At 59.9% G+C, this 26,228-nt stretch carries 26 protein-coding genes; 8 read left to right on the top strand and 18 right to left on the bottom strand.

The window, feature by feature from the left end; all coding sequences use genetic code 11:
• Window positions 1–72: 72 nt before the first annotated feature.
• On the top strand, window positions 73–819 hold the full coding sequence (locus AACY52_RS23335; protein ID WP_339415220.1) for an NRDE family protein: 747 nt from the start codon (window positions 73–75) through the stop codon (window positions 817–819).
• 117 nt (window positions 820–936) lie between these two features.
• On the opposite strand, the gene ptsP is transcribed toward AACY52_RS23335, so the two are convergent.
• Both ptsP and AACY52_RS23325 read right to left on the bottom strand, forming a co-directional pair.
• Complete coding sequence (ptsP, locus tag AACY52_RS23330; RefSeq protein WP_339415219.1) at window positions 937–3,216, bottom strand: phosphoenolpyruvate--protein phosphotransferase; 2,280 nt, start codon at window positions 3,214–3,216, stop codon at window positions 937–939.
• 22 nt (window positions 3,217–3,238) lie between these two features.
• Window positions 3,239–3,718, bottom strand: a complete 480-nt coding sequence (locus AACY52_RS23325; protein ID WP_049713461.1) for an RNA pyrophosphohydrolase — start codon at window positions 3,716–3,718, stop codon at window positions 3,239–3,241.
• A gap of 143 nt (window positions 3,719–3,861) precedes the next feature.
• Here AACY52_RS23325 and AACY52_RS23320 point away from each other — a divergent pair, with 143 nt between their 5' ends.
• Window positions 3,862–4,518, top strand: a complete 657-nt coding sequence (locus AACY52_RS23320) for an HAD family hydrolase (protein ID WP_339560821.1) — start codon at window positions 3,862–3,864, stop codon at window positions 4,516–4,518.
• A gap of 26 nt (window positions 4,519–4,544) precedes the next feature.
• Here AACY52_RS23320 and AACY52_RS23315 read toward each other — a convergent pair whose 3' ends face one another.
• Genes AACY52_RS23315 through ilvA form a run of 3 tightly spaced genes read right to left on the bottom strand, consistent with a single transcriptional unit; the run spans window position 4,545 to window position 6,981 of the window.
• Window positions 4,545–5,012, bottom strand: a complete 468-nt coding sequence (locus AACY52_RS23315) for a DUF2269 domain-containing protein (RefSeq protein WP_339427632.1) — start codon at window positions 5,010–5,012, stop codon at window positions 4,545–4,547.
• Complete coding sequence (locus AACY52_RS23310; RefSeq protein ID WP_339415216.1) at window positions 5,013–5,426, bottom strand: DUF2269 family protein; 414 nt, start codon at window positions 5,424–5,426, stop codon at window positions 5,013–5,015.
• A gap of 40 nt (window positions 5,427–5,466) precedes the next feature.
• Window positions 5,467–6,981, bottom strand: coding sequence for a threonine ammonia-lyase, biosynthetic (ilvA, locus tag AACY52_RS23305; protein WP_339415215.1), 1,515 nt, complete (start codon window positions 6,979–6,981; stop codon window positions 5,467–5,469).
• Window positions 6,982–7,117: 136 nt separating this feature from the next.
• Here ilvA and rpiA point away from each other — a divergent pair, with 136 nt between their 5' ends.
• Complete coding sequence (rpiA, locus tag AACY52_RS23300; protein WP_339415214.1) at window positions 7,118–7,789, top strand: ribose-5-phosphate isomerase RpiA; 672 nt, start codon at window positions 7,118–7,120, stop codon at window positions 7,787–7,789.
• Window positions 7,790–7,814: 25 nt separating this feature from the next.
• Here rpiA and AACY52_RS23295 read toward each other — a convergent pair whose 3' ends face one another.
• The 4 genes from AACY52_RS23295 to AACY52_RS23280 all read right to left on the bottom strand — a co-directional run bounded on the left by AACY52_RS23295 (window position 7,815) and on the right by AACY52_RS23280 (window position 12,044).
• Window positions 7,815–8,729: an SdiA-regulated domain-containing protein gene (locus tag AACY52_RS23295; protein WP_339415213.1), complete on the bottom strand. Its 915-nt coding sequence runs from the start codon at window positions 8,727–8,729 to the stop codon at window positions 7,815–7,817.
• A 120-nt stretch (window positions 8,730–8,849) separates the two neighbouring features.
• Window positions 8,850–9,776 carry an SdiA-regulated domain-containing protein gene (locus AACY52_RS23290; protein WP_339415212.1) on the bottom strand — a complete coding sequence of 309 codons (927 nt, stop codon included), beginning with the start codon at window positions 9,774–9,776 and terminating at the stop codon, window positions 8,850–8,852.
• Window positions 9,777–9,961: 185 nt separating this feature from the next.
• Window positions 9,962–10,627: a fumarylacetoacetate hydrolase family protein gene (locus AACY52_RS23285; RefSeq protein ID WP_049711056.1), complete on the bottom strand. Its 666-nt coding sequence runs from the start codon at window positions 10,625–10,627 to the stop codon at window positions 9,962–9,964.
• A gap of 22 nt (window positions 10,628–10,649) precedes the next feature.
• Entirely contained in the window at window positions 10,650–12,044 is a 1,395-nt protein-coding gene (locus AACY52_RS23280) for an FAD-binding oxidoreductase (RefSeq protein ID WP_339415211.1), read from the bottom strand.
• Between the two features lie 205 nt (window positions 12,045–12,249).
• Here AACY52_RS23280 and serA point away from each other — a divergent pair, with 205 nt between their 5' ends.
• Window positions 12,250–13,479, top strand: coding sequence for a phosphoglycerate dehydrogenase (serA, locus tag AACY52_RS23275; RefSeq protein WP_339415210.1), 1,230 nt, complete (start codon window positions 12,250–12,252; stop codon window positions 13,477–13,479).
• A gap of 126 nt (window positions 13,480–13,605) precedes the next feature.
• Here serA and AACY52_RS23270 read toward each other — a convergent pair whose 3' ends face one another.
• A complete protein-coding gene (locus AACY52_RS23270) occupies window positions 13,606–14,046 on the bottom strand; it encodes a DUF4399 domain-containing protein (RefSeq protein ID WP_339560820.1) in 441 nt (146 codons plus the stop codon).
• 134 nt (window positions 14,047–14,180) lie between these two features.
• On the opposite strand from AACY52_RS23270, the gene AACY52_RS23265 reads away from it, so the two are divergent.
• Window positions 14,181–14,675 carry a transporter substrate-binding domain-containing protein gene (locus tag AACY52_RS23265; RefSeq protein ID WP_339560819.1) on the top strand — a complete coding sequence of 165 codons (495 nt, stop codon included), beginning with the start codon at window positions 14,181–14,183 and terminating at the stop codon, window positions 14,673–14,675.
• A 30-nt stretch (window positions 14,676–14,705) separates the two neighbouring features.
• Here the strand turns inward: AACY52_RS23265 and AACY52_RS23260 are convergent, their stop codons facing one another.
• A complete protein-coding gene (locus tag AACY52_RS23260; protein WP_339427630.1) occupies window positions 14,706–15,200 on the bottom strand; it encodes a DUF523 domain-containing protein in 495 nt (164 codons plus the stop codon).
• 2 nt (window positions 15,201–15,202) lie between these two features.
• Window positions 15,203–15,835: a 2OG-Fe(II) oxygenase gene (locus AACY52_RS23255; RefSeq protein WP_339415454.1), complete on the bottom strand. Its 633-nt coding sequence runs from the start codon at window positions 15,833–15,835 to the stop codon at window positions 15,203–15,205.
• 131 nt (window positions 15,836–15,966) lie between these two features.
• On the opposite strand from AACY52_RS23255, the gene AACY52_RS23250 reads away from it, so the two are divergent.
• The gene (locus tag AACY52_RS23250) at window positions 15,967–16,719 is read left to right on the top strand and encodes a hypothetical protein (protein ID WP_339415206.1); all 753 of its coding nucleotides are present in this window, start codon (window positions 15,967–15,969) and stop codon (window positions 16,717–16,719) included.
• A gap of 39 nt (window positions 16,720–16,758) precedes the next feature.
• Here AACY52_RS23250 and AACY52_RS23245 read toward each other — a convergent pair whose 3' ends face one another.
• Window positions 16,759–17,700: an alpha/beta hydrolase gene (locus tag AACY52_RS23245; protein WP_339415205.1), complete on the bottom strand. Its 942-nt coding sequence runs from the start codon at window positions 17,698–17,700 to the stop codon at window positions 16,759–16,761.
• Window positions 17,701–17,799: 99 nt separating this feature from the next.
• Between AACY52_RS23245 and AACY52_RS23240 the strand changes: the two genes are divergently transcribed.
• Both AACY52_RS23240 and AACY52_RS23235 read left to right on the top strand, forming a co-directional pair.
• A complete protein-coding gene (locus tag AACY52_RS23240) occupies window positions 17,800–18,375 on the top strand; it encodes a DUF6436 domain-containing protein (RefSeq protein WP_339427629.1) in 576 nt (191 codons plus the stop codon).
• Window positions 18,376–18,406: 31 nt separating this feature from the next.
• A complete protein-coding gene (locus AACY52_RS23235; protein ID WP_339560818.1) occupies window positions 18,407–20,761 on the top strand; it encodes a penicillin acylase family protein in 2,355 nt (784 codons plus the stop codon).
• A 71-nt stretch (window positions 20,762–20,832) separates the two neighbouring features.
• On the opposite strand, the gene AACY52_RS23230 is transcribed toward AACY52_RS23235, so the two are convergent.
• From AACY52_RS23230 to AACY52_RS23210, 5 genes are all read right to left on the bottom strand, one after another.
• Window positions 20,833–21,717: an ABC transporter permease subunit gene (locus AACY52_RS23230; protein WP_339415202.1), complete on the bottom strand. Its 885-nt coding sequence runs from the start codon at window positions 21,715–21,717 to the stop codon at window positions 20,833–20,835.
• Window positions 21,714–22,634, bottom strand: a complete 921-nt coding sequence (locus AACY52_RS23225) for an ABC transporter permease subunit (protein WP_370467850.1) — start codon at window positions 22,632–22,634, stop codon at window positions 21,714–21,716. The genes AACY52_RS23230 and AACY52_RS23225 overlap by 4 nt, the downstream gene beginning before the upstream one ends.
• A complete protein-coding gene (locus AACY52_RS23220) occupies window positions 22,631–23,773 on the bottom strand; it encodes a polyamine ABC transporter ATP-binding protein (RefSeq protein ID WP_339415201.1) in 1,143 nt (380 codons plus the stop codon). The genes AACY52_RS23225 and AACY52_RS23220 overlap by 4 nt, the downstream gene beginning before the upstream one ends.
• 64 nt (window positions 23,774–23,837) lie before the next feature.
• Window positions 23,838–24,932 (bottom strand): polyamine ABC transporter substrate-binding protein, encoded by a 1,095-nt coding sequence (locus tag AACY52_RS23215; RefSeq protein ID WP_339415200.1) that lies wholly within the window; start codon window positions 24,930–24,932, stop codon window positions 23,838–23,840.
• A 180-nt stretch (window positions 24,933–25,112) separates the two neighbouring features.
• Window positions 25,113–26,207, bottom strand: a complete 1,095-nt coding sequence (locus AACY52_RS23210; protein ID WP_339415452.1) for a polyamine ABC transporter substrate-binding protein — start codon at window positions 26,205–26,207, stop codon at window positions 25,113–25,115.
• Window positions 26,208–26,228 lie beyond the last annotated feature (21 nt).

Here is a 26,228-nt window from a genome sequence, read left to right as displayed (position 1 = left end):
CCCAACTGGATACGATGGTACGCCTGCGTTGCTGCCGGTAGAGTGGCAAAAAACACAAAAGGGAATCGCCTGATGTGCCTGATTGTTTTCGCCTGGCGGCCGGGCCACGCCCAACCGCTGATCGTCGCGGCCAACCGTGATGAGTTCTACGCTCGCCCCAGCCTGCCGCTGGCCCAATGGTCGGACGTGCCCGAAGTCTTCGCCGGCCGCGATCAGGAAGCGGGCGGTACCTGGCTGGGGGTGAATGCCGACGGCCGCTTTGCCGCCTTGACCAATATCCGCGACCCGCACCAGCCGCCGGCACGTAAGTCACGCGGGGAGTTGGTTGCGCTATTTCTCAGTGGTTCGCTGCCGATTGAAGAGTATCTGGCCGATGTTAACGGCCGATCGATTGAATATGCCGGGTTTAACCTGCTGGTGGGTACGCGAGATGAGTTGTGGCATTACAACGCCAATCATACCGAGCCGACACGTTTGGAGGCCGGGGTGTATGGGTTGTCCAATGCCGGGCTGGACACGCCGTGGCCCAAGCTGATCAAGGCCAGGGCGGCGTTGAGCGAGATGCTGGAGGACCCGCAGCCTGAGGCGTTGTTGGAGATGTTGAGTGATCCGCAGACGGCGCCGTTTGCGGATTTGCCGGATACCGGGGTGGGCTTGGCGACTGAGAGTTTGTTGTCGAGCCTGTTTATTGCCAGCCCGAGTTATGGGACGCGGGCGAGTACGGCGTTGATCGTGAATGCGGATGGGACGCGGCGGATGGTGGAGCGTAGCTTTGGGCCGCATGGTGGGCGACTTGGCGAGGTCGACCTGAGTTTCTAGACGCCACAAAACCAGTGTGTGCGGGCTTGCTCGCGAAAGCGGTGTATCAGTCACATATTCGACGACTGACACGCTGCATTCGCGAGCAAGCCCGCTCCCACATTTGATCGGTGTTGCTTAGAGGGTCTTCGCGGAGCCCGGGTTGATCATCCGCGTCAGCCCCAAGTTCTTCAGCGCCAGTTGCAGCGAGCTGTGGATAACTTGCGGGTTGTCGATGGTCATCAGCTCCGCCAGCAAATCCTTGGCCATGCTCAATTCAACCTGGCGTAGCATCCACTTGACCTTCGGCAAGTTGGTGGCGTTCATCGACAGGCTGTCAAAGCCCATCGCCATCAACAACACCGCCGCTGCGGGGTCGCCGGCCATTTCACCGCAGATGCTCACCGGCTTGCCTTCGGCATGGGCGTCGCGCACTACGTGTTGCAGGGCTTGCAGCACCGCCGGGTGCAGGTAGTCGTAGAGGTCGGCCACCCGTGGGTTGTTGCGGTCCACGGCCAGCAGGTATTGGGTCAGGTCATTGGAGCCCACCGAGAGGAAATCTACCTGCCGCGCCAGCTCTTTAGCCTGGTACACCGCTGCCGGGATTTCGATCATCACGCCAATCGGCGGCATCGGCACGTCGGCGCCTTCATCGCGCACTTCGCCCCACGCACGGTGAATCAGGTGCAGCGCCTCTTCCAGCTCATGGGTGCCGGAGATCATCGGCAGCAGGATGCGCAGGTTGTTCAGGCCTTCGCTGGCCTTGAGCATGGCGCGGGTCTGTACGAGGAAAATTTCAGGGTGGTCGAGGGTGACGCGAATACCGCGCCAGCCCAGGAAGGGGTTGTCTTCCTTGATCGGGAAATACGACAGTGACTTGTCGCCGCCGATGTCCAGGCTGCGCATGGTCACCGGCAACGGGTGGAAGGCCTGCAGTTGCTCGCGATAAATCGCCAGCTGCTCCTTCTCACTCGGAAAACGCTGATTGATCATGAACGGCACTTCGGTGCGGTACAGCCCCACGCCTTCGGCGCCGCGCTGTTGCGCACGGGCTACATCCGCCAGCAAGCCAGTGTTGACCAGCAGCGGCACACGATGGCCATCGGTGGTCACGCACGGCAGTTCGCGCAATGAGTCGAGGCCCAGCGCCAGTTGTTTCTCTTCTTCAACCACTTCGGCGTATTGCTTGCGCAGCACTTCGCTGGGGTTGGTAAACACTTCACCGCGATGCCCATCGACGATCATGTCGATGCCATCCACTTTGGAATACGGCAGGTCCACCAGGCCCATCACCGTCGGGATGCCCATGGCGCGGGCCAGGATCGCGACGTGGGAGTTACCCGAACCGAGTACCGAGACCAGCCCCACCAGCTTGCCTTCCGGCACTTCGCCGAGCATGGTGGCGGTCAGTTCTTCACTGATCAGAATCGTGTTGTCGGGGTAGACCAGGTTGGTGGTGCGGTCTTCCTGCAGGTAGGCCAGCAGACGGCGACCGAGGTCACGCACATCAGAGGCGCGCTCGCGCAGGTAGGCGTCGTCCATCAATTCGAAACGGTTGACGTGATCGGTGACCACTTGGCGCAGTGCACCCTGGGCCCACTGGCCGGTCTTGATCACCGTCTTGACTTCGTTACCCAGGGACGCGTCGTCGAGCATCATCTGGTACACGTCAAACAGCGCGCGTTCTTCGGGGCGCAACTGAGTCGCCAGCTTGGTCGACAGGTTGCGCATGTCGGCGCGCACGCCTTCCAGGGCGGTCTTGAACAGTTTGATTTCGGCGTCGATGTCTTTGACGGTCTTGTCCGGCACCACATCCAGGTCCGCCGGCGGCAACATCACCACCGCCGTACCGACCGCCGCGCCCGGCGAGCCCGGCACGCCGACGAACTTGGCTTCCTGAATGCCCTTGCCTTCGCGACCCAGGCCGCGAATCGAGCCCGTCGCTTCGGCGTGGGCGATAACCCCGGCCAGTTGCGCGCTCATCGTCACCAGGAAGGCTTCTTCACCTTCGTCGAACTGACGGCGCTCTTTTTGCTGGATGACCAACACGCCGACAACGCGGCGGTGGTGAATGATCGGTGCGCCGAGGAACGAGGCGTAACGCTCTTCACCGGTTTCGGCAAAGTAGCGGTAACGCGGGTGATTGGCTGCATGTTCGAGGTTCAGGGGTTCTTCACGCGTCCCCACCAGGCCCACCAGACCTTCATTGGGCGCCATGCTGACCTTGCCGATGGAGCGCTTGTTCAGGCCCTCGGTGGCCATCAGCACAAAACGGTTGGTCTCGGGGTCCAGCAGGTAAACCGAGCAGACCTGGCTGCCCATGGCTTCCTTGACGCGCAACACAATAATCCCCAACGCCGCCTTGAGATCCTTGGCGGAGTTAACTTCCTGGACGATCTTGCGCAGCGTATTGAGCATGGCTCGGGGTCGAACTCCGTCGTCAGTCGCGCGCTAATAGGCGCGGGGCAAGCTCTTTGAGAGCGCGACGATAAACTTCGCGCTTGAATGTCACCACCTGGCCCAACGGGTACCAATAGCTGACCCAGCGCCAGCCATCGAACTCCGGTTTACCGGTCAAATCCATCCGCACCCGCTGCTCGTCGGAGATCAGGCGCAGGAGAAACCATTTCTGCTTCTGGCCGATGCACAGCGGTTGGCTGTGGGTACGCACCAGGCGTTGCGGCAAACGATAGCGCAACCAGCCGCGGGTACACGCCAGAATCTGTACATCTTCACGCTCAAGGCCGACTTCTTCATTCAACTCACGGTACAAGGCGTCTTCAGGGGTTTCGTCGGGGTTGATTCCGCCTTGAGGAAACTGCCAGGCATCTTGGTTGATTCGGCGAGCCCATAGCACCTGTCCGGCATCATTCGTAAGAATAATCCCGACATTAGGACGGAAACCATCGGGGTCGATCACGGCAACAACCTCGCAAACGCATGTCGCCGCATTGTTCCACAAAGGTTGTTCCAGCGGCAACGAGGCTTCTTACCTTATGTGCACTCTTGTGAAAAGACCGTATTCTGGACGCCTTTTTACAGACTTTTCAGCGAGTAACTGCAATGCGCCTGGCTTTATTCGACTTGGACAACACCCTTCTTGGCGGTGACAGCGATCACGCCTGGGGCGATTACCTCTGTGAACGCGGGATTCTCGACCCCATCGCCTACAAGGCGCGCAACGACGAGTTCTACCAGGATTACCTGGCCGGCAAGCTGGACAATGCCGCCTACCTGAACTTCAGCCTGGAAATTCTCGGCCGTACCGAGATGGCCCAACTGGACGAGTGGCACAATGACTTCATGCGCGACTGCATCGAGCCGCTGATGCTGCCGCTGGCCGCTGAACTGCTGGCCAAGCACCGCGCCGCCGGTGACACGCTGGTGATCATCACCGCCACCAACCGTTTCGTCACCGCGCCAATTGCCGCACGCCTGGGCGTGGAAACCCTGATCGCCACAGAGTGCGAGATGGAAAACGGCCGCTACACCGGGCGCAGCACCGACGTGCCGTGCTTTCGCGAGGGTAAGGTGACACGTTTGAATCGCTGGCTGGCAGAGACCGGGTTCAGCCTGGAAAACAGTTACTTCTACAGCGACTCGATGAATGATTTGCCGCTGCTGGAGCAAGTGACTCATCCGGTGGCAGTGGATCCGGACCCGCATTTGCGGGCTGAGGCTGAACAGCGTGGCTGGCCGGTGATTACCCTGCGCAGCTGATCTGTATGAGCGGGCTTGCCCGCTCACTACATCGGCTTGGCGACCATCAGATAGAAAATCACCATGAAGGCCAGGAACGCCGGCCACCCCAGGCCAAACCACCCGCGCATATAGGTCGCGGCCTTGATCGGCATTGCCGTGCCCTCCCGCAACGCCTGCTCTGCCATCTTGTGTACGCGAATCTGCAACCACACCACCGGCAACCAGCAGATCCCCGCCAGCACATACAAACCGAACGTCCACTGCAACCAACTCTGCTGCAGCGACCAGCCCGCCAGATGCATCAAGCCAATCCCGCTCAACGGTTGGAACAGCGCCGCGGTCGCGGTAAACGCCCAATCGGCGAACACCAGGTGCTTGAAGGTCACGGCAATCACTTCAACGTTGCCGGTACGCCAGGCACGCAATGCGTAGTAAGCCGAGCCCGCGCCCAGCCCGAACAGAACGGTCGACGAGAGGATATGCAGGGTTTTCAGCAGCAGGTAGGCACTCATTCAGACAGGCTTGGCACCCATCAAACCGGCAATTGCTACGAACCCCACCAGGCTGATTACCGCCAGCACCAACGTGAAGTTCAAGCTGCCGCCCTCGCCCTTACGCAGGCGATTAAGCCGCGCCACCAGCCAGAACCACGCCAGCGCCGCCACGGTGTAGAGGATGCTGGAACCGAGAATCCAGGTCTGACCTAGCGGCCAGCCGGTCAGGTGCACCAGCCACCAACCGGTAAACGGCATGCTGACGACGCAGATGCCCATCAATAACCAGACCACCACCCAAGGGCGTTGCAGGGTCACCGCCGGGCCGGCGCTGCGTTTGCGCCAGGCCAGCAGCGCCAAGCCCAGGCCGCTGAGCAGCAGCAATACGGTGGCCGCGATGTGGATAACTTTCAGGGTGGTCAGGGTTTCCATGTGTCGTCTTCCTTAAGGCCGCCCCAATCAGCGTAGTCGCTCATCCGAGGAACAGTGTGTAGGCCGGGTTATCGCTTTCATCCCAGTACGGGTAGCCGATGGCTTCCAGGGCTGCCGGTACCAGGTGGCGCTCGTCCGCCGGCACTTGCAGGCCGGCGACCACACGGCCATCTGCTGCGCCGTGGTTGCGATAGTGGAACATCGAGATGTTCCAACGCCCGCCCAATTTGTTAAGAAAGTTGAACAAGGCGCCCGGACGCTCCGGGAATTCGAAGCGAAACACCACTTCATTGCTGACGTGGGCCGCATGGCCGCCGACCATGTGCCGGATGTGCAACTTGGCCAGCTCGTTCTCGGTCAGGTCCAGCACCGGAAAACCCTGGCTGATGAGGCTGGCGATCAGCGCGCTGCGCGGGTCGGTTTCCGGGTGGGTCTGCACGCCGACAAAAATGTGTGCCTCACTGCCGGAGTGGAAGCGATAGTTGAATTCGGTGATCTGGCGCTTGCCCACAGCCTCGCAGAACGCCTTGAAGCTGCCGGGCTTTTCGGGGATGGTCACGGCGATGATCGCCTCGCGACCTTCACCCAGCTCGGCACGCTCGGCCACATGGCGCAGGCGGTCGAAGTTGACGTTGGCGCCGGAATCGATGGCCACCAGAGTCTGCCCGGTAACGCCCCGGGTCTCGACGTATTTCTTGATGCCTGCCACACCCAAGGCGCCCGCGGGTTCGGTGATGGAGCGGGTGTCGTCGTAGATATCCTTGATCGCCGCACAGATTTCATCGGTGCTCACGGTGATCACTTCATCGACATAGTCCTTGCAAATGTCGAAGGTGTGCTGACCGATCTGCGCCACCGCCACGCCATCGGCAAAGAGGCCCACGGTCGGCAGCACCACGCGTTCGCCAGCCGCCATCGCGGCTTGCAGGCAATTGGAGTCGTCCGGCTCGACACCGATGATCTTGATCTCCGGGCGCAGGTATTTCACATAGGCCGCAATACCCGCGATCAGCCCGCCGCCGCCCACCGGTACAAAAATCGCGTCCAGGGGCCCCGGATGCTGGCGCAGGATTTCCATCGCCACGGTGCCCTGCCCGGCAATGGTGTGCGGATCATCGTAGGGGTGAATGTAGACGTAGCCTTTTTCGTCGACCAGTTTCAGCGAGTAGGCCAGAGCTTCCGGGAAGGAATCGCCATGCAGCACCACTTTGCCGCCACGCGAGCGCACGCCTTCGACCTTGATCTCCGGAGTGGTCTTGGGCATGACAATAGTGGCTTTCACCCCCAGCACCTTGGCCGCCAGGGCCAGGCCCTGGGCATGGTTACCCGCCGACGCCGTGACCACACCGCGCGCACGTTCCTCGCTGGTCAGTTGGGTCAGCTTGTTGTAGGCGCCGCGAATCTTGAACGAGAACACCGGCTGCAAGTCTTCACGCTTGAGCCAGACCTTGTTGCCCAGCCGCTCGGAAAGCTGGCGGGCGGTCTGTAACGGAGTTTCTACGGCGATGTCGTAAACGCGCGAGGTGAGGATCTTTTTGACGTACTGTTCAAGCATCGGCGGAAATCACTGGGCGGGATGGGCAGGGCCAAGGAGTCTAACCCAGCGTTTGGCCGGGCGACCACACGAATCCAGAGGTTTTGTTGGGTTATACTCGCGCCCCTCTTTACTCCCCGCCCGTTCCGGAGCCCGCATGACCCAGGATCAACTCAAACAGGCAGTGGCCCAGGCCGCCGTCGATTTAATCCTTCCTAAACTCGACGACAAGAGCATCGTCGGTGTCGGCACCGGCTCCACCGCCAACTGCTTTATCGATGCACTGGCTCAGCACAAGGGCGCATTCGACGGCGCCGTGGCAAGCTCCGAAGCCACCGCCGCGCGCCTCAAGGGCCATGGGATTGCGGTGTATGAGCTCAACACCGTGAGCGACCTGGAGTTCTACGTTGACGGCGCCGATGAAAGCGACGAACACCTGAACCTGATCAAGGGCGGCGGCGCAGCCCTGACCCGCGAGAAGATCGTCGCGGCCGTGGCCAAGACCTTTATCTGCATCGCGGACGCCAGCAAGCTGGTGCCGGTACTCGGCGCGTTCCCGTTGCCGGTGGAAGTCATCCCGATGGCGCGCAGCCACGTGGCCCGCGAGTTGGTGAAACTGGGCGGCGACCCGGTGTACCGCGAAGGCGTGTTGACTGACAACGGGAATATTATCCTCGACGTGTTCAACATGCAGATCACCAATCCGGTGGCGCTTGAGACGCAGATCAATGCGATCGTTGGTGTGGTCACCAATGGTTTGTTCGCGGCGCGTCCGGCGGATGTGTTGCTGCTGGGCACCTCGGAAGGTGTGAAAACCCTGAAGGCCTGACGCGTTTAAATGTGGGGGCAGTGGTTCAGAGACTTGGTTTCTTGAACACATAGAACAGGTTCGGCTCGCTGGTCAGGTACAAGTTACCGTCATCGTCCATCGCGATCCCTTCCGCCTGAGGCACGCGCTTCTTCAGGCCATGGCGCCCGTTCAGCAGAGAAAGACTGCTCAACGGGCGACCGTCGATATCCAGTTCCAGCACCAGAAACGACTCATCCGACAGCGCCAAGAGATGGCCGCTGCGCTCGTCGTATTGCAGGCTCGACAGGTCGCGCACAAACAGCCCGGCGTCACGCTTGGGGTTGTTGATCACGTGTACCGAGTAGGTTTTTTCCGCTTTGAAATGAGGAAACCCGTGGACCTCGTAGATCAGCATCGGGTCGCGCTCCTTGGCGACGAACAGGCGTTTGCCCACCGAGTCGTACGCCAGGCCTTCAAACCCTTTATTGCCGCCAACGTGCAGGCCCAGCGTCATTTGCTCCGCATCGGCGGCATCGAGGAATTGGGTATCGTCATCCACATGTACCTTGATCAAGCGCTGCTGGCGCTCATCGCTGATGACATAAGTGTTGTCGCTGATAAATTCCACCGCCTCGGCATCGCCAAATCCCACCAAGGGAATACGCCGCAGGATCTTGCCCTCCAGGGAAAGCTCGATCAGTTCGGCGTTTTTATTGGTGACGGTAAACAGGCTTTTGCGCACTGGGTCGTAGGTGAGGGCCGAGACGTCGTCGTTGAGCCCCTCGATCACCTGGGCCTCCAGGGCTACCCGGTAGTCCGCCAGGCCGATGGAGCGCTCATTCGCCGGCTGGCGCCACACTTGCCAGTTGAACCAGGCGCGCTCGAACAGGCGAAAATGCTGCGCAACGACCCCGGCGCTGACCAGGGCGATCAGCGCAAGAATAAAGAACATAGGTTTGGGGCGGGCTAGTCGTCGCATCGGAGGGGCTCAAGCTCAAAAGTGGCGAATGAATATCAGGCCTGCCTGAATTTAAACTTAAACGCCCCCCAGTGTCTGGCGAATGCCGCTGATAGAGAAATATCCGACGTAATCGGTACGCTATTTCTGCTTTTCGAAGCGATAGAACAGGTTTGGCTCACTGACCATGTAGAGCGTGCCGTCGTCGTCCATGGTCACGCCCTCTGCACGGGGAATGGTGTTTTTAAGGCCGTTGAAACCGCCGAGCAAGGTCATGAAGCTGACTTGCTCGCCCTTCTCGCCCAGCTCCAGCAGCAGGTGGGAATCAGCCGACAGCACCAGTAAATGGCCGGTCCGCGGGTCGACGGCAAGGCCCGAGAGGTTACGCATATCCAGCTCGGTGCTGGCGAGCTTTTGCTTGCTGCCGACCAGGGCTTGGCTGCCGTCGCTTTTCCAGGTAAACAGTGCCGGCGGGCGTTCCTCACCGAACACCAGTTGCTGGTTAAGGTTGTCCCAAGCCACGCCTTCAAACGCTTTGTTTTGATCCTTGGAGGGGCCCAGGTCGTAACTCGGGAAGTCAGCCTTGTTCAATTGCTGAGTGGTGGCGACGACCTTGACGAGAGTCACCGTGTGCTGGCGCTCATCGACCACCGCCATCAAGCCGTTTTCCATCACGGTGATACCTTCCGGGTTATCCCAGCCATTGAGCGGCATCTTGCGCAGCACATCGCCTTGCAGGCTCAACTCGACGAGGAACGGGTTTTTGCCCATCACAGAAAACAGGGTTTTGGTCTGTGGGTTGTAGGAGACGTCCGAAGCTTCATCCTTCTCCATCCCCGGCAAACGCTTGCCATCGATGACGGCATGATAGTCCGGCAGCCACACGCTCTCTTGGCGCTCGGCGGGGGTTTCGAAGCGTTCGAGTATCCACAGTACGCCGCGATCATCCCAGTGCAGGGCCCAGGCAACGCCATACACAATCACGCCCGTCAGCAATAGCCAAGAATACCAGCGCAGGGCAAAGCGGGAACGCAGCTTGGGGGTGACGGTAGGCAGGGGCACGGCCATTGGGTGCTTTTTCCGGAAAGTCAGCGTTAGGTGGTAGCACAGGATCGAGGTGCCCGTGTGCAAGTGGCTGAGGATTATCCGGATGGCGTGTGAAAAAAATGCAAAGACCTGAAAACTCCAGGCACACACAAAACGCTGTGGGAGCCGGGCTTACCCGGCTCCCACATGTGGACTGTATTCAGTTTTTAGCGAACGCTGCTTTCGAAGCGATTCACACCCGACAGTTCCAGCACCAGCTCATCACCCACATTCAGCGGGCCCACGCCGGCCGGGGTGCCGGTGAGGATCACATCACCCGCTTGCAGCGAGAAGCAGCCGGCCATGTGCTGGATCATCGGAATGATCGGGTTGAGCATTTGCGCGCTGTTGCCATCCTGGCGCACTTCGCCATTGATGGTCAGGCGGATGCCGATATCGGTCACGTCCGGGAACGTACTGCCCACCACGAACGGTGCGATGACTGCCGCGCCGTCGAAAGACTTGGCGATTTCCCACGGCAAGCCCTTGGCTTTCAGCTCGGCCTGCTTATCGCGCAGGGTCAGGTCCAGGGCCGGGGCGAAGCCGGAGATGGCGTCCAGCACTTCTTCTCGGCTGGGCTTGTTCGACAAAGGCTTGCCGATCAATACCGCGATTTCCGCTTCGTAATGCACCGAACCGCGCTCGGTTGGAATGCTGAAACCACCTTCCAACGGCACCACGCAACTGCCCGGCTTGATGAACAGCAACGGCTCGGTAGGGACCGGGTTGTCCAGTTCCTTGGCATGTTCGGCGTAGTTACGCCCGATACACACCACTTTACCGACCGGAAAGTGGATGTTGGTGCCGTCGACATACTTGTGCTGGTAGCTCATGAAACGACTCCTTCAGGGGCGGTTAAACAGCGAATATCTTGCCGGGGTTCATGATCCCGCTCGGGTCGAACACCGCTTTCACTGCTTTCATGTATTCGATTTCAACCGGCGAGCGGCTGTAGGTCAGGTAATCGCGCTTGGTCATGCCCACACCGTGTTCAGCGGAGATTGAGCCGTTGTACTTCTCGACGGTTTCAAACACCCACTTGTTCACGGTGGCGCACTTGGCGAAGAACTCATCCTTGCTCAGGTTTTCCGGCTTGAGGATGTTCAGGTGCAGGTTGCCGTCGCCGATGTGGCCGAACCAGACAATTTCGAAATCCGGGTAGTGTTCGCCGACGATCGCGTCGATTTCCTTCAAGAAGGCGGGTACTTTGGAGACGGTGACCGAGATGTCGTTCTTGTAAGGCGTCCAGTGGGAAATGGTCTCGGAGATGTACTCGCGCAGTTTCCACAGGTTGTGCAACTGGGTTTCGCTCTGGCTCATCACGCCGTCCAGCACCCAACCCTGCTCGACGCAGTGCTCGAAGGTCTCCAGCGCGTGGTTGGCGACTTCTTCGGTGGTGGCTTCGAATTCCAGCAGCGCGTAGAACGGGCATTCGGTTTCGAACGGTGCCGGCACGTCGCCACGGCCCATGACCTTGGCCAAGGCTTTGTCGGAGAAAAATTCGAAGGCGGTCAGGTCCAGCTTGCTCTGGAACGCGTGCAATACCGGCATGATCGAGTCGAAATCGGTGGTACCCAGCACCATGGCCGTCAGGTTTTTCGGCGCACGGTCCAGGCGCATGGTGGCTTCAACCACAAACCCCAGGGTGCCTTCAGCGCCGATAAACAGCTGGCGCATGTCGTAGCCGGTGGCGTTCTTGATCAGGTCTTTGTTCAGTTCCAGCACATCGCCCTTGCCAGTGACGACCTTCATGCCGGCCACCCAGTTGCGGGTCATGCCATAGCGAATCACCTTGATCCCGCCGGCATTGGTGCCGATATTGCCGCCAATCTGGCTGGAACCGGACGAAGCGAAGTCCACCGGGTAGTACAGGCCGTTTTCTTCGGCGACGTTCTGCAATTGCTTGGTAACCACGCCCGGCTGGCACACGGCAGTGCGGTCAGTGAGGTTCACGTCGAGGATCTGGTTCATATAGTCGAACGACACAACCACTTCGCCGTTGGCCGCCACAGCGGCTGCCGACAAGCCAGTACGCCCACCGGACGGCACCAGCGCCACCTTGTGCGCATTGGCCCAACGCACGATGGCCTGGACCTGCTCAATGGTCTTGGGAAAGACGATGGCGGTCGGCGCGGGTGCAAAATGCTTGGTCCAATCCTTGCCGTAAGCCTCCAGGGAGTCTGCATCGGTCAGCACTTTGCCGGGCTCAACCAGGGTCTTCAGCTCATCAATCAGGGCAGGATGGGTCATCGACAGAACTCTCGAACAATTCATGGTCATCCTGAGAACGCTTCACGTCGCAGGAATAGGTGTTTAGCGGGGCGCGTATGCTAGCATACCGCCCCCGCAGGACAGAGCCCAAGGGCGTTTCTGCGGTGACGGCTTTCCTGCCGTCCGGGTCAGCTTACTCGATCCGATTCCCTGCCATTTTTCTCCGGGATACAGGTTTACGCAGATGAGCAAGACTTCTCTCGATAAGAGCAAGATCAAGTTCCTTCTTCTGGAAGGCGTCCACCCATCGGCTGTCGACGTTCTGAAAGCTGCCGGGTACACCAGCATTGAGTACATCACCAGCTCTCTGCCGCAAGCCCAGTTAAAGGAAAAGATCGCCGACGCGCACTTTATCGGCATTCGCTCCCGCACTCAGCTGACCGAAGAGATCTTCGAACACGCCAAAAAGCTCGTGGCTGTCGGTTGTTTCTGCATCGGCACCAACCAGGTCGACCTCAACGCAGCGCGCGAGCGCGGCATCGCGGTGTTCAACGCGCCGTACTCCAACACCCGTTCCGTCGCGGAGCTGGTGCTGGCCGAGGCCATCCTGCTGCTGCGCGGCATTCCTGAGAAGAACGCTTCCTGCCACCGTGGCGGCTGGATCAAGAGCGCAGCCAACTCCTTCGAAATCCGCGGCAAGAAGCTGGGTATCGTCGGTTACGGCTCGATCGGCACTCAGCTGTCGGTACTGGCGGAAGGCTTGGGCATGCAGGTGTTCTTTTACGACACCCTGACCAAGCTGCCATTGGGCAACGCCACGCAAGTGTCGAGCCTGACCGAACTGCTGGGCATGTCCGACATCGTGACCCTGCACGTTCCGGAAACCACTGAAACCCAGTGGATGATCGGCGAGAAGGAAATCCGTGCCATCAAGAAAGGCGGCATCCTGATCAACGCGGCGCGTGGCACCGTGGTCGAGCTGGACGCCCTGGCCGACGCGATCAAGGACAAGCACCTGATCGGCGCCGCCATCGACGTGTTCCCGGTGGAGCCGCGCTCCAACGACGACATCTTCGAAAGCCCGCTGCGTGGCCTGGACAACGTGATCCTGACCCCGCACATCGGTGGTTCCACCGCTGAAGCCCAAGCCAACATCGGCCTGGAAGTGTCTGAAAAGCTGGTCAAGTACAGCGACAACGGTACGTCCGTTTCCTCGGTCAACTTCCCGGAAGTGGCGCTGCCGGCTCACCCTGGCAAGCACCGTCTGCTGCACATCCACCAGAACATCCCTGGCGTGATGATGGAGATCAACAAGGTCTTTGCGGAAAACGGCATCAACATCTCCGGTCAGTTCCTGCAGACCAACGAGAAGGTCGGCTACGTGGTCATCGACGTCGACGCCGAGTACTCGGACCTGGCGCAAGAGAAGCTGCAGCACATCAACGGGACCATTCGTAGCCGCGTGCTTTTCTAGAGCGGTGGTTAGGGTCCGCTGCAAGCAACAAGTTTCAAGCGGCAAGCCAAGAGCTTTTACTTGCAGCTTTTAACTTGCCGCTTGCAGCAATAAAAAAACGGGAGCCCCGCAAGAGGCTCCCTTTTTTTATTTCACATTAACCGTGATGACTTTCGAGGCTACAGTCGGGTTGAACTGCATGTGCAGCTTATCGCCGGCCACCAGTTGCAAGGTGTGCTTGCCTGGGGTGAGGGTCAGTTCGGTTTCGGTCTGGGCCTTGCCGTAGTGGATCACGGTGTCGGTGGCCGGGATGGGCATGCTGGCGTCAGGCAGTTCTTTTTGGTCGACTAGCAGGTGGTGGTGGCCAGTGCCTGGCGTCTGGTCGGTGGCAGGCGCGAGTTTCAAACCTTCCATGCCGAATTTGACGGTGAAGGTTTTATCGACAGTGGCGCCGTCTTTTGGCGACACGATGAATACTTTGGCGCCTTCAGGCGGCGCACTGCGCGGAATACCGTCTGCGGCGGTAGCCAACATAGACGCACCCAGCATCAAGGAGGCCAGGGCGGCACGGGACAAAAGGGCTTTCATTCGCTTCTCCAGTTTTTCTATGAAATCTGTAGGTTTATGACAACTTCGCGACAAATTGCTGTCCAAGACACTCAACACCTTAGCAAAGCGATGCTGAACGGCGCCTCGCACATCTGAAATTTCTAGGAGTGACCATGCGCTTTTCGCCTGGCCTGTTACTGCTGCTTCCCCTTCTGAGCCCCTTGGCTCACGCCGAACTGGTCGATGATGTGTTCGACCGTGGCGAACTGCGCATCGCCCTTGAAGCCAACAACCCGCCGTTCAACTTCAAGGAAGACGACAAACTCACCGGCTTCGAAGTGGAACTGGGTGAGCAACTGGCCAAAGAGATGGACGTGCGCTCGTCATTTATCACCACCAATGATGCTGACCTGTTGCCCGGTGTGGAAAGCGGCAAGTACGACGTGGCAATCAACCATATCGCTATGACTGCCGAGCTGCAGGATCGGTTCGATTTCAGTGAGCCTTACAACGAGAAGCCTGAGCTGGTCATCCCGTTTCAGAAAGGTAACCCGGCGTTCAAGGCGAGTCTGGATAAGGCGTTGGGGCGGGTGAAGGCCGATGGCAGATTGAAGGCGTTGGCCCAGAAGTGGCTTGAAAGCGAGACCCCGGTAGCCAAGGCACAGTGATTTTCGGATTTGACTCAGTCAATGTGGGAGTTACACAGGTTTCGATAACTGCGCCAGCGCTACTAGCGCCTCAGGCAACTCCAACTCACTGAACACCTGCACGCCATGCTGTTTGAGCAGCGCCGCCGTCACGCCTTCGCCGCTCACCTTCACGCCGCTGAAGGTGCCGTCGTATGTCAGCAAGTTTCCACAAGACGGGCTGTTCGCCTTGAGCACGGCGATGCGGATGTTGTGGCGCTGCACCAGCGCCAAGGCCTGGCTGGCACCATCGAGAAAGGCAGCGCTGAAGTCTTCGCCCTCGGCAGTCAGCACCTGGGCGCGGCCTTCCCACACCTCTACACCCTGCCCGCCCGAGATTTCGGCGGGTGGACGCGGCGTTGGCAATCCACCGGACACTTCCGGGCAGATCGCAACCACTCGCCCTTCGGCTTGCCACGCGGCCAGTTGGTCGAACGGCCCGCTGGCCGCGCCGTCGTAGCGCACCTTGTGCCCAAGCAGACAACGGCTGATCAGAATCTTTTCCATGCTCAAAACGGCTCGTTGCCACGCCGGCGAAACCAGCCGGTGAGGGACAGGCGTTCGCGCGTAGCGGGCATGACTTCGTGGGGCACCTCGCCCGACAGGAACACCACCAGGCTACCACCGGTGGGCACCACATCGTATTCGACGCCGTCCTTGAGGTACATGCGCAACTGGCCACCATGCTCGGGCAGCCAGGCGTCGTTCAAGTAGATCACGGCCGAGACCATGCGCCTATCGTCGTCACGGAACCGGTCCAGGTGCTTGAGGTAAAACGCGCCCGGCGGGTACATCGCGAAGTGGCTTTCGAAGTCTTCGAGACCGAGAAACAGGCCACGGTTCATTGCCAGGCGCAGGCTGTCCATCAATTCCATATAGGTGTCGCAGACTGCTGCATCGCCCTCTTCCAGCCACTGGATATGGTCACCGCGAATACCTTCGCGAATCTCCTGGGCCGGTCCGCGCCCGACCGCCGCCGGGGCCAATTCACCTTCGGCCGCACGTTTACGGCACTCAGCCGCCAGTTCCAGGGTCAAAGCCTGGAGCAGGAAGCCGTCTTGTCGGGACCAGCCTTTTTCGGCCAGGTCGTCGACAATGCGTTGCAACAGCGGGTGATCGAGGGGTATTTGCATGGCGCGCATAGTATCCATACGCCTGTGAATCCGACAGAGCCGCCGAGCGCCTGAATACACTTTAGTCAGGTGACCGATAGGACTTCTCGACAAATCCTACGCCCGACACGGACAATAGTGGCCGACCGACAGGAGTCCATATGCGTCGTTTGTTTTTTTCCTTGCTGATGTTCTGCGTTTTGCCCGCCTGGGCAGACGGCCATGACCAGTTGTACAAGGTCGCCGGCTGGGCCGAACAACGTGCGCATTTCAATGACGCCCTCAGTGCGGCCCAGCAACGCTACCGCAACAGCCTGCCGCCAGCGGTGTACCAGGCGCTGGTGGACAACAGCAATAAACGCTTTGCCGCCCAGGCCATGGACCAGCGTGCCGAGGTGCAATTGCGCAAGAACCTGGCGGACCCGAAGCCTGCCCTGGCGTTTTTTAAATCGTCCTTGGGCCGCAAGATTGTCGCCGCCGAGTTGCTGGCGACGCGCCGCGACCAACTGGCGAAAAACGCTCAGGGCCTGCCAAAAATCCAAGCCGACGCCACCCGCAGCCTGATCATTGGCCACCTGGCCCAGGCCTTGCCAGCCCGTGAGGCCGGTGCGGAAGTCAGCCTGGCGATTGCCGGCGTGGCGGCCGACAGCCTGAGCCAGATGATCCCCGGGCTGTTGGGCGGCGGCCAGGCGCTGGGCATGTTGAATGGCCAGCGTGAGCGGTTGATGCAGCAGATCGACAAGGATCTGAACAACACGCTGCTGTACGTTTATCGGGATTTGTCTGACCCGGAGTTGGAAGAATTCGCTACGTTTGCGGAGTCGTCGGAGGGTAAGGCGTATTACCAGGCGGCATTGGCTGCGATTCGCGCAGGGCTGGCAGTCGGCCAAAGCACCTCAAGTCTGACCCAGTAAAATGGGAGCTGGCTTGCCAGCTCCCATATTTGCATCGTGTTACTTCAGGTTATCCGTCAGGTATTTGAAGTACGCCTCACGAATCTCCGGAATCTCATTCGCCAGATGATGCCTGCCCCGCGCCAGCATCAACACCTCAGGCCTGTCGAACTTGCCGCGCAGCACCTGCAAGTTGTGCTGCCAGTCCACGGTCATATCTTCCTCGCCCTGCACAATCACCGGGCGCCGCGAACTGCGCGGTGCGGCCTCGATGCGTTTAATCCAGCGCGCCAATGCACCTACCCAGGCGGTAGGCAGTTGCCGCGGCTGTAGCGGGTCAGCCTCGAGGAACGGCTTGAACTCGGGATCGTGGGTGTTCTCGCTGAAGCGCCGCGCAATGCCTTTGACGAAAGGCCTCAGCAGGTAATAGCTGACCTGCGACCACCCCCAGGCACGCGGCCGCACCAGCGGCGACAGCAGGAAGGTCTTGCCCTGGGCCGGGCTATCGGCGCCATGGTTGAGCAGGTGATCCACCACCACCGCCCCGCCGGTGCTTTGCCCGAACAGGTGCCAGGGCTGCGGCAGTTGTAGCGCCTGGGCCTCGGCGAACAGTGCCTGCACCACCTGCTGGTACACCGCAAAATCATCGATACTGGCGCGCTCGCCACTGGATAACCCATGGCCCGGCAAATCACAGGCGATCACCACAAACCCCTGGTCCAGCGCCCAGTCCACCACGTGGCGATACAACCCCATATGGTCGTAAAAGCCGTGGAACATGAACATCGTCGCCACAGGCTTAGGCGGCCACCACACCTGCGCGACCACCTGAAACCCCTCTACCTCGAAACGCCCCAGGCGGCTGACCGCCGGCACTTTGCGCGCGGCCAGATCCAGCCCGTAGAAACGCTGGTAGACCCGCGCCTCGGCTGAAAGCGGTTGCGCATCCCCCAGGGGCCGCAAGCTTTCGCGCAGATGATCGGGGTCAAAGGTGACAGGCATAAAGGGTTCCAGACTTACGGCAGAGATGAATATCGAGCTGCGATATTCATCTGTCAGGACAAGCATGGCAAGCTACGCGACCTCTGAGGATACATCTGAATGCGACAGCCCTACCGCACCGCCCTGTTCGCCAGCCTTATCCTGGTTATCTGCACCGGCGTGCTGTGGGCCGCATATGACTGGTTCCAGGGCCGCTACCTGCGCGCCTTCAGCGAATACACGGCGGTGTTTTCCGGCGACCCATTGAAGCTGCCGGCCGAGCTCGCCGGCCCAGGCCCGATTCGCCTGGTGCACTTCTGGGACCCGGCCTGCCCGTGCAATGTCGGCAACCAACAACACCTGGGCGAACTGATCGAGCACTACGCACCCCAAGGGGTCGAGTTCTATGCGCTGCAAAAACCTGGGAGCCACGGCCAACTGCCCGACAACCTGCGCACAATGAAAACCCTCACCGCCCTGCCCGGCGCCGACCAAGTGCCAGCCAGCCCGGCGGTGGGCATTTGGGATCGCAGCGGCAAGCTCGCGTATTTCGGGCCCTACAGCGAAGGCCTGACGTGCAATTCCGGCAACAGTTTTATTGAGCCGATCTTGAAGGCCCTTGGAGCGGGGCGCGAGGTGAATGCCACGCACACCCTGGCGGTGGGCTGCTATTGTTCCTGGCTAAAAGGCTCGTAACTCGCCACCCCTCTCTTGGTAAGGAATGTTCATGAAGCGCGTCTTGCGGACTCTCGCGGTTCTTGTAGTGCTGGTGGCGCTCGGCGCCGGCTGGTACGTGTACAGCAAGCAGCCGACCCGCCAGGGCACGGTTGAGCTGGCCAACCTGCAAGGCTCGGTCACCGTGCGCTACGACGACCGCGGCGTGCCACATATTCGTGCCGAGAACGAAACCGACCTGTATCGCGCCCTGGGCTACGTCCACGCCCAGGACCGCTTGTTCCAGATGGAGATCATGCGGCGCCTGGCCCGTGGCGAGCTGGCCGAGGTGCTTGGGCCCAAGCTGCTGGAAACCGATAAGCTGTTCCGCAGCCTGCGCATTCGTGACCGCGCCGCCACTTATGTGGCGCAGTTGGATCATGAGTCGGCGCACTGGAAGGCCCTGCAAGCCTACCTGGACGGGATCAACCAATATCAGGACAGCCACGCCCGCCCGATGGAGTTCGACGTGCTGGGCATTCCCAAGCGGCCGTTCACCGCCGAGGACAGCATCAGCGTCGCCGGGTATATGGCCTACAGCTTTGCTGCCGCATTTCGTACCGAGCCTCTGCTGACTTACGTACGCGACCAACTGGGCAGCGACTACCTGAAAGTCTTCGACCTCGACTGGCAACCTCAGGGCGCCCTGAACCTCGCCGCCAGCGATTGGCAAACCCTCGGCGCCATCGCCGCCCTGAGCGAACAGGCCTTGGCCGACAATGGCTTGCCGCAGTTCGAAGGCAGCAACGCCTGGGCTATCAGCGGCAACCGCACCCAGAGCGGCAAACCGTTGCTGGCGGGTGACCCACATATTCGCTTCTCGGTGCCATCGGTGTGGTACGAGGCGCAGCTGTCGGCGCCGGGTTTTGAGTTGTATGGCTATCACAACGCACTGGTGCCGGTGGCGTTCCTGGGGCACAACCTGGATTTCGGTTGGAGCCTGACCATGTTCCAGAACGATGACCTCGACCTCATCGCCGAGAAGGTCAACCCGGAAAATGCCAATCAGGTCTGGTACCACGACCAGTGGGTCGACATGACCAGCACCGAGCAACAGATCGCGGTGAAAGGCCAAGCGGCCGTCACGCTGACCCTGCGCCAATCACCCCACGGCCCGATCATCAATGACGTGCTCGGCGAGAGTGCCGGCAAGACGCCGATTGCCATGTGGTGGGCGTTCCTCGACACCCAGAACCCGATCCTCGAAGGTTTCTACCAGCTCAACCGCGCCGACACCCTGGCCAAGGCGCGCGCGGCGGCGTCGAAGGTGTCTGCGCCGGGGCTGAATATTGTGTGGGCGAATGCCAAGGGTGATATCGGCTGGTGGGCGGCGGCGCAATTGCCAATTCGTCCAGCCGGTACCAATGCCGGCTTTATCCTTGACGGCGGCAGCGCCCAGGCCGACAAGCTGGGCTTCTACCCCTTCAGCGCCAACCCCCAGGAAGAAAACCCGGCGCGTGGCTACGTGGTGTCGGCCAACGCGCAACCTGTCTCGCCCACCGGCATGGAGATTCCCGGTTATTACAACCTGGCCGACCGTGGGCAGCAGTTGAACGCGCAGTTGAGCGATAAGAGCGTGAAGTGGGATGTCGACAACAGCCAGGCCTTGCAACTGGGCACCACCACCGCTTTCGGCCCACGCCTGCTGGCGCCGCTGTTGCCGGTGCTGAGTGAGGTGGTCAAAGACCCGGCGCAGTTGAAACTGGTGGAGCAACTGGCCACCTGGAAAGGTGATTACCCGCTGGACTCAACCAGCGCCACGCTGTTCAACCAGTTCCTGTTCAACCTGGCCGACGCCGCTTTCCACCCGAAACTCGGCGATGGCATGTTCAAGACCCTGCTCAGCACCCGCGTGATCGACGCCGCACTGCCACGCCTGGCCGCCGCGCCGGATTCGCCGTGGTGGGACGGCAAGCGCGCCGACACCGTCAAGCTCGCCTGGGACAACAGCCTCGCGCACCTCAAGGCCACTTTCGGCGATGACCCAAGCCAATGGCAGTGGGGCAAGGCCCATACCCTGACCCACGGCCACCCGCTGGGCTCGCAGAAGCCATTGGACCTGATCGTGAATGTCGGCCCGTTCTCGGCGCCGGGTACCCACGAAGTGCCCAACAACCAGTCGGCCCCTATCGGCCCGGCACCGTGGCCAGTGACCTACGGGCCTTCCACCCGCCGCCTGATCGATTTCGCCGATGCGGCTCACGCACTGACCATCAACCCGGTCGGGCAAAGCGGGGTACTGTTCGACAAGCACTATGGCGACCAGGCAGAAGCCTACATCGAAGGCGGCTATGAGCAGGCGCATTTCAGCGATGAGGAAGTGACGGCGAATACGCGCGGCATTCTTAAATTACTGCCTGCGAGATAGCGGCCTGTAAACGCGATCAATGTGGGAGCTGGCCGCAGGCCAGCTCACACATTTTTACCGCGCTCCGTCAGTTAGACCGGTGCAGGCGCCCGGCGCTTGTCCGGCTGTTTCCAGCCATCCGCCGCCGCTTCTTCAATCGCTTGCTGGATAGCCTTCTTGCGGTGTTCTTCGGCACGGCGGCTGAAGAACCACACCAGGAAGGTCACCAACGACACCGCCAACAGAATCAAGCTCGCCACGGCGTTAATCTCGGGCTTAACCCCAAGGCGCACCGCCGAGAACACTTCCATCGGCAAGGTGGTCGAACCCGGCCCCGACACAAAGCTGGCCAGTACCAAGTCATCCAGCGACAGCGCGAACGACATCATGCCGCCCGCTGCCAGCGACGGTGCAATCATCGGGATGGTGATCAGGAAGAACACCTTCCACGGCCGCGCCCCCAAATCCATCGCCGCTTCTTCGATCGACAGGTCCAACTCACGCAAGCGCGCTGACACCACCACCGCCACATAGGCTGCGCAGAACGTGGTGTGTGCGATCCAGATGGTGACAACGCCACGCTCTTGCGGCCAACCGATCATCTGCGCCATCGCCACGAACAGCAGCAACAGCGACAGACCAGTGATCACTTCCGGCATCACCAACGGCGCGGTCACCAGGCCGCCGAACAGCGTGCGGCCCTTGAATTGGCTGATGCGCGTCAGCACAAACGCTGCCAACGTGCCCAGCGCCACCGCAGCCAGCGCCGTGTAGCAGGCGATTTCCAGGGAACGCGCCACCGACCCCATCAACTGCGTGTTGTCGAGCAGGCCCACGTACCACTTGATCGACCAACCGCCCCACACCGTCACCAGCTTGGATTCGTTGAACGAGTAGATCACCAAGATCAGCATCGGCAGGTAGATAAACAACAACCCCACTACCAGCATGAAACTCGAGAAACTGAAGCGCTTCATATCTTGCCCTCCAACTCTTTGGCTTGGCTGCGGTTGAACAGGATGATCGGCACAATCAGGATCGCCAGCATCACCACCGCCAGGGCAGACGCCACCGGCCAGTCACGGTTGTTGAAGAACTCTTGCCACAACACTTTACCGATCATCAGGGTTTCCGGGCCGCCTAGCAGTTCCGGGATCACGAACTCGCCCACCACCGGGATGAATACGAGCATGCAGCCGGCGATGATGCCATTCTTGGACAGCGGCACGGTGATTTTCCAGAAGCTATTGAAGGTGCTCGAACCCAAGTCCGATGCGGCTTCCAGCAGGCTCTGGTCATGTTTCACCAGGTTGGCATACAGCGGCAGGATCATGAACGGCAGGTACGAATAGACCACGCCGATGTACACCGCGATGTTGGTGTTAAGGATCTGCAGCGGTTCGTTTATAACCCCCATCGACATCAGGAAGCCATTGAGCAAACCGTTGTTGCTGAGAATGCCCATCCACGCATACACGCGAATCAGGATCGCAGTCCAGGTCGGCATCATGATCAGCAGCACCAGCACGGTCTGCATCTCTTTGCGCGCGGAAGCAATGGCATAAGCCATCGGATAGCCGATCAGCAGGCACAACAGCGTGCTGAAAAACGCCATCTTGAGCGAGCCCAGGTACGCGGCGATATACAGCTCATCGCCCGCCAGCAAACTGTAGTTCGCCAGGTTCAGCACCAGTTCCAGCTTCTGCTCAACGTAGGTGTAGATCTCGGTGTACGGCGGGATCGCAACCTCGGCTTCGGCAAAGCTGATTTTCAATACGATGAAAAACGGCAGTGCGAAAAACAGGAACAGCCAGAGGAAAGGAATCCCGATGACCACCTGCTTGCCACTGGGGATTATGCGATCCAAGCGCCGCTTGAACTTCTTCATATTCATGAGCGAAGTACCACGCCGCTGTCGTCTTCCCACCAGACGTAGACCTGGTCACCCCAGGTCGGACGCTGCCCACGGCGCTCGGCGTTGGCGACGAAGGACTGCACCAGCTTGCCGCTCGGCAGCTCCACGTAGAACACCGAGTGGCCGCCCAGGTAAGCAATGTCGTGCACCTTGCCGCTGGACCAGTTGTGCTCGCAGGTCGGCATTTCGGTGGTGACCAGCAGTTTTTCCGGGCGGATGGCGTAGGTCACCGACTTGTCTTCAACAGCGGTGGCGATGCCGTAGCCCACGTAGATGTCGCGGTCCAGGTCCGGGCACTTGAGCACCGCGTGGCCTTCGGCGTCATCCACCACTTGGGTGTCGAAGATGTTGACGTTGCCGATGAACTCGCACACCAGGCGGCTGGTGGGCGTTTCGTAGATGTCGATCGGGCTGCCAATCTGGGCAATCCAGCCCAGGTGCATGATCGCGATGCGCTCAGCCATGGTCATGGCCTCTTCCTGGTCGTGAGTCACCATCACGCAGGTCACGCCCACGCGCTCGATGATCTCCACCAACTCCAGCTGCATCTGCGAACGCAGCTTTTTGTCGAGGGCGCCCATCGGCTCATCGAGCAGCAGCAGTTTCGGGCGCTTGGCCAGGGACCGCGCCAGGGCCACACGCTGACGCTGGCCACCAGACAACTGGTGCGGCTTGCGCTTGGCGTACTGGCTCATCTGCACCAGCTTGAGCATCTCGGCCACGCGGGCGTCGACTTCAGCCTTGGGAATCTTGTCCTGTTGCAGGCCGAACGCAATGTTCTGCGCCACCGTCATGTGTGGGAACAAGGCGTAGGACTGGAACATCATATTGATCGGCCGCTCGTAGGGCGGCATGTCGGTGATGTCCACATCGTCGAGGTAGATGCGCCCTTCAGTCGGGCGCTCGAAACCTGCGAGCATGCGCAGCAAGGTGGACTTGCCCGAACCCGAACCGCCGAGCAAGGCGAAGATTTCGCCTTTCTTGATTTCCAGGGACACATCGTCCACGGCAATCGTCTCGTCGAACTTCTTCGTGACCCGGTCGATTTTGACCAGCACCTTTTTCGGTGTCTGGTCGCCCTCGAGGGCTTTCTTATAGGCGCCGGAGGCAACTGCCATTTACGAAACTCCCAACAAAATTTGCAGCTCACCCGATGTGGGTGAACCTTGGATAGTCTGAGCCTTACTTGCCCGTCTTGACCCTGGTCCAGCTACGGGTCATCAAACGTTGCACTTTCGGGGGTAGCTCGAAATTGACAAATGTCCGATCGAGAACCGCCTGCGGTGGGTAAACCGCTTCGTCGGTGCGTATCGATTGCTCCATCAGCTTGTCCGCCCCAGGGTTAGGGTTGGCGTAACCGACGTGATCACTGACCTGAGCGATCACCTCAGGCTGCAGCAAATAGTTGATGAAGGCGTGGGCTTCCTTGACGTTGGCGGCATCCTTGGGGATCGCCATTACGTCAAACCACAGGTTGCCGCCTTCTTTCGGAATCGTGTAGGCGATGTTCACGCCCTTGCCCGCCTCGGCCGCGCGGGCCTTGGCCTGGAACACATCACCGGAAAAACCTGCGGCCACGCAGATGTTGCCGTTGGCCAGGTCGGAGATGTATTTAGACGAATGGAAGTAGGTCACGTAAGGACGCACTTTCAGCAGTTTTTCCTCGGCTTTCTTGTAGTCGGCCGGGTTTGTGCTGTTGGGGTCCAGGCCCATGTAGTTGAGCACCGCGGGCAGCATTTCATCCGCCGAGTCCATGAACGACACACCGCACGTGGCCAGCTTCTTCATGTTCTCCGGCTCGAACAGCACGGCCCAGGAATCGATCTTGTCGACACCCAGCACTTCCTTCACTTTATCGACGTTGTAACCGATGCCGTTGGTGCCCCACAGGTACGGCACGGCGTACTGATTGCCCGGGTCGTTTTTTTCCAGACGTTTGAGCAGCACTGGGTCAAGGTTGGCGTAGTTCGTCAGCAATGACTTGTCGAGCTTCTGGAACGCCCCGGCCTTGATCTGCTTGCCGAGGAAGTGGTTGGACGGCACCACCACGTCGTAGCCGGTACGCCCGGCCAGCAGCTTGCCTTCCAGGGTTTCATTGGAATCGAACACGTCGTACACGGGCTTGATGCCGCTGGCCTTTTCAAAGTTGGCCAGGGTGTCGTCGCCGATGTAGTCCGACCAGTTATAAATATTCACAGTCGGGGCGGCCTGCACGCTGACAGCCAGCGTGATACCTGCACCCACCAGCAAGGCTTTGCGAAATAAAGAAATTGGCAAGTGGAGGTCCTCTTGAATAGTTGGGCCTTAAAGTTGTTGCCCGGCAACAAAACCGGCGCGCAACTTACCTTCGATAAACCGATCCGGCAAAACTTTCTGTCATTTAATTTGCAGGAGGCGGTTTGGGTGGAAGCGGACTTGCTCGCCCCCACACAAACTCGCGCCTACAGGTTTACCGCCTTATCTACCGGACTTGATCTTGGTCCAGCTGCGTGTCATTTCACGCTGGGTTGCCGCCGGCAAGTCCGCAATGGCATAGAGCTTGGCCTGCACCTCTGCTGACGGGTAAATGCCTGGATCGCTTGTGATGTCCTTGTCGACCAGTGCGGTCGCCTTCTCGTTACCGTTCGGGAAACGTACGCTGTTGGTGATCGAAGCCATCACTTGCGGCTTCAGCAGGTAGTTCATGAACGTGTAGGCCGAGTCGACGTTTTCGGCATCTTTAGGGATGGCGATCATGTCGAAGAAGCTGCCGGCACCTTCTTTAGGAATGTCGTAGGCCACTTTCACCTTGCCACCGGCTTCAGCCGCGCGGGACTTGGCCTGCTGGATGTCACCCGAGTAACCCACGGCGACGCAGATGTTGCCGTTGGCCAGGTCCGAGATGTACTTGGACGAGTGGAAATAGCCGATCGAAGGACGGATCTTCAGGAATAGCGCCTCGGCTTGCTTGAGGTCGTCTTTCTTCTGGCTGTCAGTCGGCAGGCCCAAGTAGTGCAGCGCGATCGGCAACATTTCGGTTGGCGAATCAAGGAAGCTCACGCCGCAGCTTTTCAGCTTGGCGATGTTCTCAGGCTTGAACAGCACGTCCCACGACTCGATCTTGTCCACGCCCAGCGCGGCCTTGACCTTCTCCGGGTTGTAGCCGATGCCGATCGAGCCCCACATGTACGGGAAGGCGTGCTTGTTGCCCGGGTCGCTGACCGACACGGCCTTGAGCAGGGATTTGTTCAGGTTGTCGTAGTTGGACAGCTTGGACTTGTCCAGCTCCTGATACACACCGGCCTTGATCTGCTTGGCGAGGAAGTTGTTCGACGGTACGACGATGTCGTAGCCGGACTTGCCTGCCAGCAACTTGGCTTCCAGGGTTTCGTTGCTGTCAAAAACGTCGTACACCACTTTGATGCCCGACTCTTTTTCAAAGTTGGCGATGGTGTCCGGTGCAATGTAGTCGGACCAGTTGTAGACGTGCAGCACTTTATCGTCTGCCTGGGCAGCGCCCGCAATTGCGCCCATCAGGGACAAGGCGAGGAGGGTCTTGCCAGCGTTCTTCAAACCTAATGCCTTCATTTGGTG

This window comes from Pseudomonas sp. EA_65y_Pfl1_P113 (genome assembly GCF_963970525.1).
GTDB lineage: Bacteria > Pseudomonadota > Gammaproteobacteria > Pseudomonadales > Pseudomonadaceae > Aquipseudomonas > Aquipseudomonas tritici.
This window is presented reverse-complemented; position numbering and strand designations above follow the sequence as displayed.

Coding starts and splice junctions, on each gene's coding strand:
- AACY52_RS23230 (WP_339415202.1), bottom strand. CDS start 21,717: ATGAAGCGCTTCAGTTTCTCGAGTTTCATGCTGGTAGTGGGGTTGTTG.
- AACY52_RS23285 (WP_049711056.1), bottom strand. CDS start 10,627: ATGAGCTACCAGCACAAGTATGTCGACGGCACCAACATCCACTTTCCG.
- rpiA (WP_339415214.1), top strand. CDS start 7,118: ATGACCCAGGATCAACTCAAACAGGCAGTGGCCCAGGCCGCCGTCGAT.
- AACY52_RS23310 (WP_339415216.1), bottom strand. CDS start 5,426: ATGGAAACCCTGACCACCCTGAAAGTTATCCACATCGCGGCCACCGTA.
- AACY52_RS23250 (WP_339415206.1), top strand. CDS start 15,967: ATGCGTCGTTTGTTTTTTTCCTTGCTGATGTTCTGCGTTTTGCCCGCC.
- AACY52_RS23280 (WP_339415211.1), bottom strand. CDS start 12,044: ATGACCCATCCTGCCCTGATTGATGAGCTGAAGACCCTGGTTGAGCCC.
- ilvA (WP_339415215.1), bottom strand. CDS start 6,981: ATGCTTGAACAGTACGTCAAAAAGATCCTCACCTCGCGCGTTTACGAC.
- AACY52_RS23265 (WP_339560819.1), top strand. CDS start 14,181: ATGCGCTTTTCGCCTGGCCTGTTACTGCTGCTTCCCCTTCTGAGCCCC.
- AACY52_RS23260 (WP_339427630.1), bottom strand. CDS start 15,200: ATGGAAAAGATTCTGATCAGCCGTTGTCTGCTTGGGCACAAGGTGCGC.
- AACY52_RS23295 (WP_339415213.1), bottom strand. CDS start 8,729: ATGCGACGACTAGCCCGCCCCAAACCTATGTTCTTTATTCTTGCGCTG.
- serA (WP_339415210.1), top strand. CDS start 12,250: ATGAGCAAGACTTCTCTCGATAAGAGCAAGATCAAGTTCCTTCTTCTG.
- AACY52_RS23225 (WP_370467850.1), bottom strand. CDS start 22,634: ATGAATATGAAGAAGTTCAAGCGGCGCTTGGATCGCATAATCCCCAGT.
- AACY52_RS23245 (WP_339415205.1), bottom strand. CDS start 17,700: ATGCCTGTCACCTTTGACCCCGATCATCTGCGCGAAAGCTTGCGGCCC.
- AACY52_RS23255 (WP_339415454.1), bottom strand. CDS start 15,835: ATGCGCGCCATGCAAATACCCCTCGATCACCCGCTGTTGCAACGCATT.
- AACY52_RS23235 (WP_339560818.1), top strand. CDS start 18,407: ATGAAGCGCGTCTTGCGGACTCTCGCGGTTCTTGTAGTGCTGGTGGCG.
- AACY52_RS23335 (WP_339415220.1), top strand. CDS start 73: ATGTGCCTGATTGTTTTCGCCTGGCGGCCGGGCCACGCCCAACCGCTG.
- AACY52_RS23290 (WP_339415212.1), bottom strand. CDS start 9,776: ATGGCCGTGCCCCTGCCTACCGTCACCCCCAAGCTGCGTTCCCGCTTT.
- AACY52_RS23315 (WP_339427632.1), bottom strand. CDS start 5,012: ATGAGTGCCTACCTGCTGCTGAAAACCCTGCATATCCTCTCGTCGACC.
- AACY52_RS23240 (WP_339427629.1), top strand. CDS start 17,800: ATGCGACAGCCCTACCGCACCGCCCTGTTCGCCAGCCTTATCCTGGTT.
- AACY52_RS23320 (WP_339560821.1), top strand. CDS start 3,862: ATGCGCCTGGCTTTATTCGACTTGGACAACACCCTTCTTGGCGGTGAC.
- ptsP (WP_339415219.1), bottom strand. CDS start 3,216: ATGCTCAATACGCTGCGCAAGATCGTCCAGGAAGTTAACTCCGCCAAG.
- AACY52_RS23270 (WP_339560820.1), bottom strand. CDS start 14,046: ATGAAAGCCCTTTTGTCCCGTGCCGCCCTGGCCTCCTTGATGCTGGGT.
- AACY52_RS23220 (WP_339415201.1), bottom strand. CDS start 23,773: ATGGCAGTTGCCTCCGGCGCCTATAAGAAAGCCCTCGAGGGCGACCAG.